Below are 14056 nucleotides of genomic sequence, written 5' to 3'. Positions count from 1 at the left end.
AAGTTTTAGATGGTACGGAGTCGCGTGCGAGTCTCAGTCTGGCAGAAATTCGTGAAATTTTGGGAATTTCTGAAGCCAGCACTTGAAAAATCAAGACAATACGCTATAATGAAGTGTTGAAAGGAAATACAAAATGAAACAAGATCGATTTCCATTGGTGTCAGATGATGAGATCATGCTGACCAAAATGCCAGTCATGGACTTGTACGATGAGTCAGACTTTATTAGCAATATCAAAGGTGATTACCGCGATAAGAACTATTTGGAATGGTCTCCTATCAATGAGGAAGAAACCGTAGTTTCTCCAGTGGTTACTAAGGAGTCAAAGCCAAGTCCAGAACCTAAAAAAGTTGAAAAGACTTATGCAGAGTTGGCTCGAGAAGAGGCGCGTGCGGACTTGAAGAAGAAACGTTCAGCTAAATATTTGACTCAGGATGTTAGTCATACCAGACGACACAATGGTTCAACACTTGTTCGTCAAGGAAGCCAACCAACAGCACCATTTCAAAAGGAAAATCCAGGTGAGTTTGCCAAATTTAGCAAAAACTTGAGCCAGTCTCACTATATCTTAGCTGAGGAGGTTGGCCAAGTGGCGAATCCAACTCCAAAAACCCAAACGGGAAAAGCCAACAAGAACAACTACGATTTTCTAAAGAAGAGTCAAATCTATAATAAAAAGAATAAGCAAACAGAACAGGAACGTCAGGTTGCCCAAGAGTTGAATCTGACAAGAATTACTGATTAGGGGAGAAAAGCATGTCAAAAACATATCATTTTATTGGAATCAAGGGATCAGGGATGAGTGCCTTAGCCTTGATGTTGCACCAAATGGGACACAAGGTTCAAGGTTCAGACGTTGAAAAATATTACTTTACTCAACGTGGACTAGAGCAGGCAGGGATTGCGATTCTTCCTTTTGATGAAAAGAACCTACAAGGTGATGTGGAGATTATCGCGGGGAATGCCTTCCGTCCAGATAACAACGTTGAAATCGCCTATGCAGATCAAAATGGTATCAGCTACAAACGTTACCATGAATTCCTAGGTAGCTTTATGCGTGACTTTGTCAGCATGGGGGTTGCAGGAGCGCATGGTAAGACATCAACGACTGGGATGCTGTCTCACGTTTTGTCTCACATCACAGACACCAGCTTCTTGATTGGTGATGGGACAGGTCGCGGCTCAGCCAATGCCAAATATTTTGTCTTTGAATCAGACGAATATGAGCGCCATTTCATGCCTTACCACCCAGAATACTCTATCATCACCAACATTGACTTTGACCATCCAGACTACTTTACAAGTCTAGAGGACGTTTTCAATGCCTTTAACGACTATGCCAAACAAATTACCAAAGGTTTGTTTGTATACGGTGAAGATCCTGAGTTGCGTAAGATCACAGCCAATGCGCCAATCTATTACTATGGATTTGAAGCTGAGGACAATGACTTTGTAGCTAGTGATCTCCTTCGTTCTACGACTGGATCAACATTCACCGTTCACTTCCGTGGTCAAGAATTGGGTCAATTCCACATTCCAACCTTTGGTCGTCACAATATCATGAATGCGACAGCTGTTATCGGATTGCTTTACACAGCTGGATTTGACTTGAACTTGGTCCGTGAACACTTGAAAACATTTGCCGGTGTTAAGCGTCGTTTCACTGAAAAAATCGTCAATGATACAGTGATTATTGATGACTTTGCCCACCATCCAACAGAAATCATTGCAACCTTGGATGCGGCTCGTCAGAAATATCCAAGCAAGGAAATCGTGGCAATCTTCCAACCGCATACCTTTACTAGAACCATTGCTTTGTTGGACGAATTTGCCCATGCTCTAAATCAAGCAGATGCTGTTTACCTAGCACAAATCTATGGATCTGCGCGTGAAGTGGACCATGGTGATGTTAAGGTAGAAGACTTAGCTAATAAAATCAACAAGAAACACCAAGTGATCACTGTCGAAAATGTATCTCCACTCCTAGACCATGACAATGCGGTTTATGTCTTTATGGGAGCAGGAGACATCCAAACCTATGAATATTCATTTGAGCGTCTCTTGTCTAACTTGACAAGCAACGTCCAATAAGGAAAACAGATGGAAATTCCAATCACTATAAGGCAAGTTACCTTATCAGATTTAGAAGAAATGTTGGTGATTGAAGAAGCCAATCCTTCATCAGAAGAGGCACTTAGCCGCCAATCCTTAGAAGAGAGTATCCGCAAGACTGCGGGTACCTTTCTTGTAGCTGGGGATGAAAATCAGCTCTTAGGCTATGTTTTGGGAGAAGCTCAGTCTCTTCATCCCAAATGGATAGAAATAAAATCATTGATCATTCATCCTGACCATTGGGGACAGGGGCTGGGAACTCTTCTTCTTGCAGCCTTGAAACAGGTGACAGTCGAACTAGATTACCAAGGTATTCTTTTGCAAAGTCCTGATGAGCTGCTATCATATTTTGAAATGAATGGCTTTGTTGAAGAAGAATTGACAGAGAGTCATTATGGTAGTGGTTCTGAATGGTATCTGATTTGGGCCAATCCTTTTTATCAGGAGGAAATATGAAAATCAGACAAGCAAGATTTTCGGATTTAGATCGGATTATAGAGATAGAGCTGGAGAATTTTTCACTGGAGGAAGCCATTTCTCGTTCGGTCTTTGAGGCGCATTTGCAGGAAATTCAGACCAGTTTTTTGGTAGCTGAAAAAGAGGGGCGTATTCTTGGTTATATCGAAGGTCCAGTCGTTCCGCACCGCCATCTCCATGATCAGTCCTTTACAGAAAAAATAAAAGACTATAGTCATCAACCTGGAGGTTATATTTCTGTGACTTGCCTATCTATTGCCAAGGAAGCACAAGCTTTGGGAGTTGGGAAAAGACTATTAAAGGCTCTGAAAGAAGTCGCTTTAGAACATGAACGAGAGGGCATTAACTTGACGTGTCATGACTATCTTATCGCCTATTATGAAAAGCACGGCTTTGTTAATGAAGGAATATCCCAGTCAAACTTTGCTGGGGAAACATGGTATGATATGGTCTGGCAGCCAGAAAATAAAGAAAACTAGCTAGGGAATGCCCTAGTTGGTTGCTTTTCTGCGACTTTTAAGATATAATATTATGGATTGTCAACAAGGAGGTAATGCTTTTGACTGAAAAATCAAGAGAAGAAGAAAAATTAAGCTTTAAAGAGCAGATTCTACGTGATTTAGAAAGAGTAAAAGAACAAGATAGAAGAGAGAAAGAAGTAGAGATTCCAAATCTGACGGCTTCATCATCTCAAGCTAGTTCAGCAACTCCTTCAAATCGTGAAACAGAAACATCAACAGAAGAGTTGATGGCTGATTCCCTATCTGTTGTCGATAAAATCCTAAAAAATGCACCAAGTGTTCCTCCACTTTCAAGTGATAGAACTGATGAAACGGATGACCAAGAAGAGGAAGAGATTAGACAGCCAATCATTGATAAGATTGAAGTTGTAGAATCTGAAGAACCTCTAATAGAACCGATTCATCTGGCTGAAGAACCTGTAGTGGAACCTGTTCAACCTAAGGTAGAACCAGTTGAGCTTAAACCCGAAGAAAAAGAATTTAACGATACTCCGACTAAGGTTGCCGTAACCTATAAAACAGAAGATAAGAAAGAGGAAATCACCCCAGGAATGCCTGAAAGAGTTGAGCCTGCTTCTACAGAATCTAGCAGTGGATTAGCTGATGCTCCGCGTCGTAGTCGTCGTCAAGGTGCAACATCAACTAAGAAAAAGAAAAAATCAAAAGCCAAAGGTTGCCTAGTAACAGTTCTAGTTCTCCTAGTACTCGTTGCAGTTGGTGGTTACTTTGGTTATGGTTACGTTCAAGATTCCTTGAAACCTGTGGATGCGAGCTCTAAGGACTATGTAACGGTTCAAATCCCAGACGGTGCAAATGTTCAAGAAATTGGAAGCACCTTGGAAAAATCTGGTCTGGTTAAACATGGACTTATCTTTAGCCTTTATGCTAAATACTATAGCCATGCCAACTTGAAGTCAGGTTATTACAACTTGAAGAAGAGTATGAGTACGGATGAGTTGATTCAAGAATTGGAAAAAGGTGGGACTCCTGAAGCTCAGGCACCTGTTCTTGCAAACTTGACCATTCCAGAAGGCTATACATTAGAGCAAATCGCTCAAACAGTAGGACAACTTCAAGGTGAATTTAAAGAACCTCTTACTGCGGACGCTTTCTTGGCAAAAGCTCAAGATGAGACCTTTATCTCACAATTAGTAGCCAAGTATCCAAACCTACTTGGAAGTCTTCCAACAAAAGACAGTGGCGTTCGTTATCGTCTTGAAGGCTACCTTTTCCCAGCGACCTATACAATCAAAGACAGTACAGCTGTTGAAAGTTTGATTGATGAGATGGTAGCTGCTATGGATAAGGCTATGTCACCATATTACGCTACGATCAAAGAAAAGAATCTGACGGTCAATGAATTGCTCAGCATTGCTTCTCTTGTCGAAAAAGAAGGAGCTAAGACCGAAGACCGCAAGAAAATCGCAGGTGTCTTCTATAACCGCTTGAATGCCGGTATGCCACTTCAAAGTAATATCGCTATCCTATATGCTCAAGGAAAACTTGGTCAAAAGATTAGTTTAGCAGATGACGCTGGAATTGATACAACGATTGATTCACCATACAATGTTTACACACACCTTGGCCTCATGCCTGGACCGGTTGATAGCCCAAGTTCGGATGCGATTGAAGCAAGTGTAAACCAGACAAAGAGTGAGTACTTGTACTTTGTAGCCAATGTTGAAGACGGTAAAGTATACTTTGCGACAACAAAAGAAGAACATGATCAAAACGTTGCAGAGCATATCAATAGCAAGTTACCTCAAGCAAGTAGTTCAAACTAAAATTATGTGGTTTTCCACATAATTTTGTTTTAAAAAAGTAAATAGAATAGAAAGTTAAAAAAATGGCAGAAAAAACTTACCCAATGACCCTTGAAGAAAAGGAAAAACTAGAAAAAGAATTAGAGGAGTTGAAACTCGTTCGACGTCCCGAAGTCGTAGAGCGTATCAAGATTGCTCGTTCCTATGGAGACCTTTCAGAAAATAGTGAGTATGAAGCAGCGAAAGATGAACAAGCTTTTGTTGAAGGACAAATTTCAAGTCTAGAAACAAAAATTCGCTATGCTGAAATTGTTAATAGCGATGCAGTTGCCCAAGATGAGGTAGCAATCGGTAAAACAGTAACAATCCAAGAAGTCGGTGAAGACGAAGAAGAGGTCTACATCATCGTCGGTTCTGCAGGTGCAGATGCTTTTGCTGGTAAAGTATCAAATGAAAGTCCGATTGGCCGTGCTTTGATTGGCAAGAAGACTGGTGATACTGCAACGATTGAAACACCAGTTGGTAGCTATGATGTCAAAATCTTAAAGGTTGAGAAAACAGCCTAAATAGGATGAAAAAGGAGTAGTGAAGGCCTTGCCTTGCTCAACTCCTTTTTGGTTTATTGGATAAAAAGGAGACTATATGAGTGAAAATAAGAAGAAAAACAAAATGGAGCGTGGTTTAACCAATCGCCATGTTCAGGTGATGGCCATTGCGGGAACAATCGGAACAGGACTTTTCTTAGGTGCTGGTCGCTCTATCAGCCTTACAGGACCTTCTATCATCCTGATTTATATGATTACAGGAGCCTTTATGTTTTTGATGATGAGGGCTGTTGGGGAGATGCTGTATCAGGATCCAGAACAACATACCTTTATCAACTTTATCACCCGTCATTTGGGGAAAGGTTGGGGATATTTCTCAGTTTGGTCTTATTGGTTGTCAGTTGTCTTTATCGGTATGGCAGAAATCACTGCCATCTCAGATTATGTTCGCTTCTGGTTTCCCACATGGCCTAGCTGGATGATTCAACTTGTCTTTTTAACAATTTTGGCTTTAGTCAATCTGATTGCGGTTAAGCTCTTTGGAGAAGTCGAGTTTTGGTTTGCTATGGTCAAGATTGTGGCGATTTTAGCCATGATTGCCACTGGGGTCTTTATGGTTTTGACAGGCTTTAAGACACCGCATGGTGTTGCAAGTTTGGCAAATATCAGCGACAAATTCTCTCTTTTTCCAAACGGAGTTATGAACTTTGTCATGGCCTTTCAAATGGTATTTTTTGCCTATCTGATGATTGAGTTTATCGGGGTGACAACTTCTGAAACAAAGAACCCTCGTCAGGTCTTGCCCAAAGCTGTTAAGGAAATTCCTCTTAGAATTATCTTCTTCTATGGGGGAGCTCTCATTGCGATTATGGCCATTATTCCTTGGTCTTATCTTAATTCTTCAGATTCTCCATTTGTAACGGTTTTTGAACTGGCGGGTATCAAGTGGGCAGCAGCTCTAATCAACTTTGTTGTCTTGACCTCAGCGGCGTCTGCTCTTAACTCAACTCTCTACTCAACAGGGAGACACTTATATCAGATTGCCCATGATTCGCCCAATCGTTTCTTAAAGGCCATCAAGGTCGATACCCTTTCTCGCCACAATGTTCCACAAAATGCCATCATCGCCTCAGCAATTTTGATTGCTCTGGCTGCCTTTATCAATGTGTTGCCAGGTGTTTCAGATGCCTTTGCTTTGATTACAGCATCTTCATCAGGTGTTTACATCGCGATTTATATCTTGATTATGGTGGCCCATCTCAAATACCGCAAGTCACAAGACTTCATGGCTGATGGCTACCTTATGCCTCAGTATCGCTTGCTTAATCCCCTAACCATTCTCTTTTTTGTCTTTGTTTTCGTGACTCTCTTTTTGCAAGAGTCTACCTTCATGGGGGCAGTTGGTTCTGCTATCTGGATCTTTGTTTTTGGGATTTATAGTCAGTGGAAATTTAGAAAATAAATCATGAACTCATCAACTCTGTTTGGTGAGTTTTTGCTAGTTTGACAGTTTATTGAAATATGACTATAATCAAGTTGTAGCAGTTTATTAGGAGGTTTGAATGCACGTTAGATTGGAAAATAAGGAATCGCTTAAAGCGCAAGAAATAGGGGATTTGATTCGTGCTTATAATCGTTCCAAAAGAGAAGAGGTTGAGAGCGAGCCACTGAATCTTTATCTCGAAGACGAAAAGGGCAATCTCATGGCGGGCTTAGTAGCTGAGACTTTCGGAAATTGGCTGGAAATCGAATATTTGTTTGTGAAAGAGGAATTACGGGGACAAGGAATCGGTTCGAAACTATTGCAGCGAGCTGAAAGTGAAGCTAAGAAACGAAACTGTCGTTTTGCTTTTGTCAATACTTACCAGTTTCAAGCGCCAGATTTTTATATAAGCCATGGCTACAAGGAAGTCTTTACCTTGCAAGACTATCCCTACACAGGGCAAAGATTTTATTACCAAAAGGATTTGTGACCTAGACTTCTTTCTTTTGGAGAGGAACTTAGCTAAGTATCAAAAAAGAACGAATACTCTTTATCATGTAAGATGATAGAGAGTTTTTTGTTAATAAAATATTACAAAATGACATTTATATATTGCATTAAGTTAGATATATGGTATAATGTTTTTAAAAGAGGCGCAACTTTTTAAAATTTTGAAGGAGGACGCTAGTGGCTAAAAATTTAAAATTAAAATTAGCTCGGGTAGAGCGTGATTTAACACAAGGGGATTTGGCAGAAGCTGTGGGTGTTACTAGGCAGACTATAGGCTTGATAGAAGCAGGGAAATATAATCCTAGTCTCTCCCTCTGTCAGTCCATTTGCAGATGCTTAGGAAAAACATTAGATCAATTATTTTGGGAGGAAGAAGATGAAAAATAGATTTTTTTATTATCAATTATTAGACGAAAGAGAAGAACAACTGATTAACAAAGCTGGGACAGAGTCTTTTCATGTGTTTACCGGGCTCATTCTGCTAAGTTATTTGGTGGCAATATTAGCACCTGCTCTTTTTAATCCTGATATTCTTCTGGTTACCCTTTTATTAGGAATTTTATTCTTTTTCAATCGTGCACGACAACTTGGAGTGACCTACTATAGTCGTTTTCATTTTACAATTATAGGGTGTTTGCTGGTAACTCTCGCTATTACGTCTCTCTTGATGTTGCAGAATTATCAATTCAACATAGAAATTTATCAGCACAACCCTTTGAACGTTAAATACTTGTCTGCTTGGGCCATTACTTATCTGATTTACCTTCCTTGGGTTTTTATCGCCAATCTCGGCCTTAAAAATTATGGCGAATGGGCTCAAAAAAAGTTTGAGCAAGATATGGATGAACTGGAGAGTGGGAATTAGCTTGTTAAGTTTTTATCAATCTTGAAAAAATGTGTTATAATAGTACTAATTTATCGGATGGTGTGAAAGTGGCAGAATACGTTCATGCCTTTGTAAAGTAGGAAGAAGGAAAACAGATGTATCCAGATGATAGTTTGACATTGCACACGGACTTGTACCAGATTAACATGATGCAAGTTTACTTTGACCAAGGAATTCACAATAAGAAGGCGGTCTTTGAAGTTTATTTCCGTCAGCAACCGTTTAATAACGGTTATGCAGTTTTTGCTGGTTTGGAAAGAATTGTACATTATCTTGAAGACTTACGCTTTTCAGATAGCGATATTGCCTACTTGGAGACGCTTGGGTATCATGGAGAATTCTTGGATTACCTACGAAATCTCAAGTTAGAACTAACGGTTCGTTCTGCTCAGGAAGGGGACTTGGTTTTTGCTAATGAGCCGGTTGTGCAGGTTGAAGGACCTCTAGCCCAATGTCAATTGGTCGAAACGGCTCTCTTAAACATCGTTAACTTTCAAACCTTGATAGCGACAAAGGCAGCACGTATTCGTTCAGTCATTGAAGATGAGCCTTTGATGGAATTCGGGACACGTCGTGCGCAAGAAATGGATGCAGCTATCTGGGGAACACGCGCAGCTGTGATTGGTGGAGCCAACGGGACTAGCAATGTGCGAGCAGGGAAGCTCTTTGGCATTCCTGTCTTGGGTACTCATGCCCATGCCTTGGTACAGGTTTATGGAAACGACTATGAGGCCTTTAAGGCCTATGCTTCAACCCATCGTGACTGTGTCTTTTTAGTAGATACATATGATACGCTTCGCATCGGTGTGCCAGCTGCCATTCAGGTTGCTCGTGAACTGGGAGACAAGATTAATTTTAAAGGCGTTCGTATTGACTCGGGGGATATAGCCTACATTTCCAAGAAAGTCCGTCAGCAACTGGACGAGGCAGGTTTTACAGAGGCTAAGATCTATGCTTCTAATGACCTTGATGAAAATACTATCCTCAACCTCAAGATGCAACACGCCAAGATTGATGTCTGGGGTGTGGGAACCAAGCTGATTACAGCCTATGACCAGCCAGCTCTTGGAGCGGTTTATAAGATTGTAGCTATCGAAGATGAGAATGGTCAGATGTGCAATACCATCAAGCTTTCAAGCAATGCTGAAAAAGTATCGACCCCAGGTAAGAAGCAAGTATGGCGCATTACTAGTCGTGAAAAAGGCAAGTCAGAAGGTGACTACATCACCTATGACGGTGTGGATGTTGCCAGCATGACAGAAATCAAAATGTTCCATCCAACTTATACCTATATCAAGAAGACCGTTCGAAATTTTGATGCTGTTCCTCTCTTGGTGGACATCTTCAAAGCAGGAACATTAGTTTACGATTTGCCTAGTTTGACTGAGATTCAGGCCTATGCTCGTAAGGAATTCGACAAGCTATGGGATGAATACAAGCGCGTGCTTAATCCGCAACACTATCCAGTGGACTTGGCGCGTGATATTTGGCAAGATAAGATGGACTTGATTGATAAGATGTGCAAGGAAGCCCTTGGTGAAGGAGAAGAAGAATGAGTTTGCAAGAGACCATTATCCAGCAACTGGGTGTCAAGCCAGTGATTGATGCCCAGGAAGAAATTCGTCGTTCGATTGACTTCTTAAAAAGATACTTGAAAAAACATCCCTTCCTTAAAACCTTTGTACTAGGGATTTCTGGGGGTCAGGATTCAACCTTGGCAGGGCGTTTGGCGCAATTAGCTATGGAAGAAATGCGAGCTGAGACAGGAGATGACAGCTACCAATTTTTCGCTGTCCGCCTGCCATATGGCGTGCAAGCTGATGAAGCAGATGCTCAAAAAGCCCTTGCTTTCATCCAGCCAGATGTCAGCTTGGTTGTGAATATCAAGGAATCAGCTGATGCCATGACAGCTGCAGTCGAAGCGACAGGAAGTCCTGTTTCAGACTTCAACAAGGGAAATATCAAGGCGCGTAGCCGTATGATTGCCCAATATGCCCTTGCGGGTGCCCATAGCGGAGCGGTCATTGGAACAGACCATGCTGCGGAAAATATCACAGGCTTTTTTACCAAGTTTGGTGACGGTGGTGCGGATATTCTTCCTCTTTATCGCCTCAATAAACGCCAAGGAAAACAACTCTTGAAGGAACTTGGTGCAGACCCAGTCCTTTATGAAAAAATCCCAACAGCAGACCTAGAAGAAGACAAACCTGGACTTGCTGACGAAATAGCCCTCGGAGTCACTTACAATGAAATTGATGACTACCTCGAAGGTAAAACCATCAGTCCAGAAGCCCAAGCGACTATTGAAAACTGGTGGCATAAAGGCCAACACAAACGCCACCTACCAATTACCGTCTTTGATGACTTTTGGGAGTGAGACAGAAATCGGTAACTCGAAGAGTTCGATTTCGTTGTCTCACCCCCGCAACGATGACTAGGTTTGAAAAAGCTTTGTAAAGCGCATTTCAAACCAGACAGCGACTGCGTCAAGTAACTAGATGAAAAACTTGTTTTCTAGCTGTTACTAAGTATAGTCTTTTTACCCTGAGCCTGGAAATGAGAAAGCGAAGAAGGTCCGGGGGACCTTTTTAGCTTGAGCCTTAAGCTTAGAAAGCGAGGTAACATTATGAAAGCAATCGGTACGCAAATGTTACAGACAGACCGATTAATCTTGAGAAGATTTGTGGAGAGTGATGCGGAAGCCATGTTTCAAAATTGGGCTTCGTCTGCTGAGAATCTGACCTATGTCACCTGGGATCCTCATCCTGATGTTGAGGTGACTCGGAATTCGATTCGAAATTGGGTTGCATCCTATACTAATCCCAACTATTACAAATGGGCCATTTGTCTCAAAGAAAACCCTGAGCATGTGATAGGAGATATCAGCATCGTTGAGATGAATGAGACTGATTCAAGTTGTGAAATTGGGTATGTTTTAGGAAAAAACTTTTGGGGCCGTGGTATGATGACGGAGGCCTTGAAAGCTGTGTTAGACTTTTGTTTTACTCAAGCAGGTTTTCAAAAGGCAAGAGCTCGATATGCTAGTGTCAACCCAGCTTCAGGCCGTGTGATGGAAAAAGCGGGAATGTCTTATCTAAAAACCATTGCCAATGGTGTGGAGAGAAAAGACTACGTTGCGGACCTTATTTATTACCAGATAAGCAGGGAAGATAGGTGATTTTCTTTTCTGTTTCTATCAAAGTCAGACCTTGTCTGGCTTTTTTTGTGCCAGATTTCTAAATAAACTGATTAAATTCCTATTTTTCCCTATCATTGTCCCTGTTTTTTCTGGAGTTTTGGGGATATAATAGACCTATCAAATCAAAGAATGGAGGAAGGCAATGGACAATGCAATCTTTTTTATCAGTGTTTTTCTTGCTGGAATTCTTTCCTTCTTTTCTCCTTGTATTTTACCCTTGTTGCCAGTCTATGCAGGGGTTTTACTTGATGACAAAGATGGTGCTCAGGCTTCCAGCGGAAAATTTTCAATCTCAGTTGTTAGTCTATTGCGAACTATGGCTTTTATAGCGGGGATTTCCTTCGTTTTTATCTTACTGGGCTATGGAGCTGGTTTTTTAGGCAATTTGCTGTATGCTTCTTGGTTTCAGTATGTGACGGGTGCGGTTATCATTCTCTTGGGCTTGCACCAGATGGAAGTCTTACATTTGCAGGGACTCTACAAGGAAAGAAGGCTACAATTAAAGAGACAAGGGCAAAAGGGTAACGGCTATAGTCAGGCATTTTTACTGGGGTTAACCTTTAGTTTTGCTTGGACGCCGTGTGTAGGGCCGGTTCTGGGGTCTGTTTTGGCCTTGGCGGCTTCAGGTGGTTCAGGAGCTTTGCAGGGTGCTGGTCTCATGTTGGTTTACACGCTGGGTTTGGCGCTACCATTTTTAGTTCTAGCTCTTGCCTCCAGCTATGTTTTGAAACATTTCCGAAAACTCCATCCTTACCTCGGAACCCTCAAAAAAGTCGGTGGTTTCCTCATTATCGTGATGGGAATGTTGGTGCTTTTGGGGAATGCTTCTATTTTGACAAGATTATTTGAATAGAGAGGAAAAAGAAATGAAAAAATGGCAAACATGTCTCCTTGGAGTAGGCTCAATTTGTTTCTTGGCAGCCTGTTCGGCTAAAAACATGTTAGATGAATCTACTATGAAGGAGCAATCCAAAACAGAACAAGTTAGTTCACAAACTGCGACTAAAGGTCAGGAAGTCGCCGATTTTGAACTAACAGGTGTAGATGGTAAGACTTATCGTTTGTCTAATTACAAAGGCAAGAAAGTCTATCTCAAATTCTGGGCTTCTTGGTGTTCCATCTGTCTGGCTAGCCTTCCAGATACGGACGAAATCGCTAAAGAAGCTGGTGATGACTATGTGGTCTTGACAGTGGTATCTCCTGGGCACAAGGGAGAACAAGCGGAAGCTGAATTTAAGAACTGGTACAAGGGCTTAGATTATAAAAATTTTCCAGTTTTAATTGATCCATCAGGTAAACTCTTGGAAAGTTATGGTGTCCGTTCTTATCCGACTCAAGCCTTTATAGACAAGGAAGGCAAGCTGGTCAAAACGCAACCAGGTTTTATGGATAAGGATATGATTTTAAAAGAATTGAAAGAAATGGGGTAGAGAAAGGCTATGAATGATAAAGTAAAACTTTTTGTCTTGGCAGGGGTCATTCTTCTAGCCATAACCGGTTTCTATTTTCTATTGATGCGAAATACAGGGCAGACAGATAGCTCGCAAATTGAGAAAGCATCCGTTAGCCAAGGAGGAAAAACAGTGAAAAAAACAGAAGTGAGTAAAGACGCAGACTTGCACGAAATTTATCTAGCTGGAGGATGTTTCTGGGGAGTGGAGGAATACTTCTCACGCGTGCCTGGAGTGACCGATGCCGTTTCAGGCTATGCAAACGGTAGAGGGGAAACAACCAAGTACGAATTGATTAATCAAACAGGCCATGCAGAGACTGTCCATGTCACCTACGACGCTAATCAAATTTCCCTCAAGGAAATCCTGCTTCATTACTTCCGCATTATCAATCCAACCAGCAAAAATAAACAAGGAAATGATGTGGGGACCCAGTATCGTACCGGTGTTTATTACACAGATGACAAGGATTTGGAAGTAATCAACCAAGTCTTTGATGAGGTGGCTAAGAAATACGACCAACCTCTGGCAGTTGAAAAGGAAAACTTGAAGAATTTTGTGGTGGCTGAGGACTATCACCAAGACTACCTCAAGAAAAATCCAAATGGCTACTGTCATATCAATGTCAATCAGGCTGCCTATCCCGTCATCGATGCCAGCAAATATCCTAAACCAAGTGATGAGGAATTGAAGAAGACCTTGTCACCTGAGGAGTATGCAGTTACCCAGAAAAATCAAACAGAACGAGCTTTTTCAAACCGCTATTGGGATAAATTTGAATCCGGTATCTATGTGGATGTGGCAACTGGTGAACCCCTCTTTTCATCAAAAGACAAGTTTGAGTCTGGTTGTGGCTGGCCTAGTTTCACCCAACCAATTAGTCCAGATGTTGTCACTTACAAGGAAGATAAGTCTTACAATATGACGCGCATGGAAGTGAGAAGCCGAGTTGGAGATTCTCACCTTGGCCATGTCTTTACAGATGGGCCTCAGGACAAGGGTGGCTTGCGCTACTGTATCAATAGTCTCTCTATCCGCTTTATTCCCAAAGATCAAATGGAAGAAAAAGGCTACGCTTATTTACTAGATTATGTCGATTAAGAGGGCTT

16 protein-coding genes are annotated in these 14056 nt (G+C 41.5%); all 16 read left to right on the top strand.

The genetic code is table 11. The annotated features are described in order from the left end of the window. Positions 1 to 133: 133 nt before the first annotated feature. Positions 134 to 745: a divisome accessory protein ZapJ gene (zapJ, locus tag D8863_RS04180; RefSeq protein ID WP_125441174.1), complete on the top strand. Its 612-nt coding sequence runs from the start codon at positions 134 to 136 to the stop codon at positions 743 to 745. Positions 746 to 756: 11 nt separating this feature from the next. Then, the gene (murC, locus tag D8863_RS04175; RefSeq protein ID WP_049477480.1) at positions 757 to 2091 is read left to right on the top strand and encodes a UDP-N-acetylmuramate--L-alanine ligase; all 1335 of its coding nucleotides are present in this window, start codon (positions 757 to 759) and stop codon (positions 2089 to 2091) included. A gap of 9 nt (positions 2092 to 2100) precedes the next feature. Next, on the top strand, positions 2101 to 2568 hold the full coding sequence (locus D8863_RS04170) for a GNAT family N-acetyltransferase (RefSeq protein WP_125441173.1): 468 nt from the start codon (positions 2101 to 2103) through the stop codon (positions 2566 to 2568). After that, the gene (locus D8863_RS04165) at positions 2565 to 3068 is read left to right on the top strand and encodes a GNAT family N-acetyltransferase (RefSeq protein ID WP_125441172.1); all 504 of its coding nucleotides are present in this window, start codon (positions 2565 to 2567) and stop codon (positions 3066 to 3068) included. Before D8863_RS04170 ends, D8863_RS04165 begins: the two co-directional genes overlap by 4 nt. A gap of 74 nt (positions 3069 to 3142) precedes the next feature. Beyond that, positions 3143 to 4894 (top strand): endolytic transglycosylase MltG, encoded by a 1752-nt coding sequence (gene mltG / locus D8863_RS04160; protein WP_125441171.1) that lies wholly within the window; start codon positions 3143 to 3145, stop codon positions 4892 to 4894. Between the two features lie 62 nt (positions 4895 to 4956). Next, the gene (greA, locus tag D8863_RS04155) at positions 4957 to 5439 is read left to right on the top strand and encodes a transcription elongation factor GreA (RefSeq protein ID WP_000818765.1); all 483 of its coding nucleotides are present in this window, start codon (positions 4957 to 4959) and stop codon (positions 5437 to 5439) included. 76 nt (positions 5440 to 5515) lie between these two features. Beyond that, a complete protein-coding gene (locus D8863_RS04150; protein WP_049519046.1) occupies positions 5516 to 6880 on the top strand; it encodes an amino acid permease in 1365 nt (454 codons plus the stop codon). A gap of 100 nt (positions 6881 to 6980) precedes the next feature. Next, positions 6981 to 7391 (top strand): GNAT family N-acetyltransferase, encoded by a 411-nt coding sequence (locus tag D8863_RS04145; protein WP_000558479.1) that lies wholly within the window; start codon positions 6981 to 6983, stop codon positions 7389 to 7391. A gap of 197 nt (positions 7392 to 7588) precedes the next feature. Continuing rightward, a complete protein-coding gene (locus D8863_RS04140) occupies positions 7589 to 7798 on the top strand; it encodes a helix-turn-helix transcriptional regulator (protein WP_001107502.1) in 210 nt (69 codons plus the stop codon). Beyond that, complete coding sequence (locus tag D8863_RS04135; protein WP_125441170.1) at positions 7788 to 8276, top strand: DUF6773 family protein; 489 nt, start codon at positions 7788 to 7790, stop codon at positions 8274 to 8276. Before D8863_RS04140 ends, D8863_RS04135 begins: the two co-directional genes overlap by 11 nt. A gap of 116 nt (positions 8277 to 8392) precedes the next feature. Beyond that, positions 8393 to 9853, top strand: coding sequence for a nicotinate phosphoribosyltransferase (locus tag D8863_RS04130; RefSeq protein ID WP_125441169.1), 1461 nt, complete (start codon positions 8393 to 8395; stop codon positions 9851 to 9853). Further along, positions 9850 to 10674, top strand: a complete 825-nt coding sequence (nadE, locus tag D8863_RS04125; protein ID WP_125441168.1) for an NAD(+) synthase — start codon at positions 9850 to 9852, stop codon at positions 10672 to 10674. Before D8863_RS04130 ends, nadE begins: the two co-directional genes overlap by 4 nt. A gap of 249 nt (positions 10675 to 10923) precedes the next feature. Then, positions 10924 to 11475, top strand: a complete 552-nt coding sequence (locus D8863_RS04120; RefSeq protein WP_125441167.1) for a GNAT family N-acetyltransferase — start codon at positions 10924 to 10926, stop codon at positions 11473 to 11475. Between the two features lie 163 nt (positions 11476 to 11638). Then, positions 11639 to 12349 (top strand): thiol-disulfide oxidoreductase-associated membrane protein CcdA2, encoded by a 711-nt coding sequence (ccdA2, locus tag D8863_RS04115; RefSeq protein WP_125441166.1) that lies wholly within the window; start codon positions 11639 to 11641, stop codon positions 12347 to 12349. 13 nt (positions 12350 to 12362) lie between these two features. Continuing rightward, positions 12363 to 12926, top strand: coding sequence for a redoxin family protein (locus D8863_RS04110; protein WP_125441165.1), 564 nt, complete (start codon positions 12363 to 12365; stop codon positions 12924 to 12926). A gap of 9 nt (positions 12927 to 12935) precedes the next feature. After that, positions 12936 to 14048, top strand: a complete 1113-nt coding sequence (gene msrB, locus D8863_RS04105; protein ID WP_125441164.1) for a peptide-methionine (R)-S-oxide reductase MsrB — start codon at positions 12936 to 12938, stop codon at positions 14046 to 14048. Positions 14049 to 14056 lie beyond the last annotated feature (8 nt).

This window comes from Streptococcus oralis (genome assembly GCF_003943825.1).
GTDB classification, from domain to species: domain Bacteria; phylum Bacillota; class Bacilli; order Lactobacillales; family Streptococcaceae; genus Streptococcus; species Streptococcus oralis_CD.
Note: the sequence above shows the minus strand (reverse complement) of the source record. Positions and strands in the feature narration are given on the sequence as shown.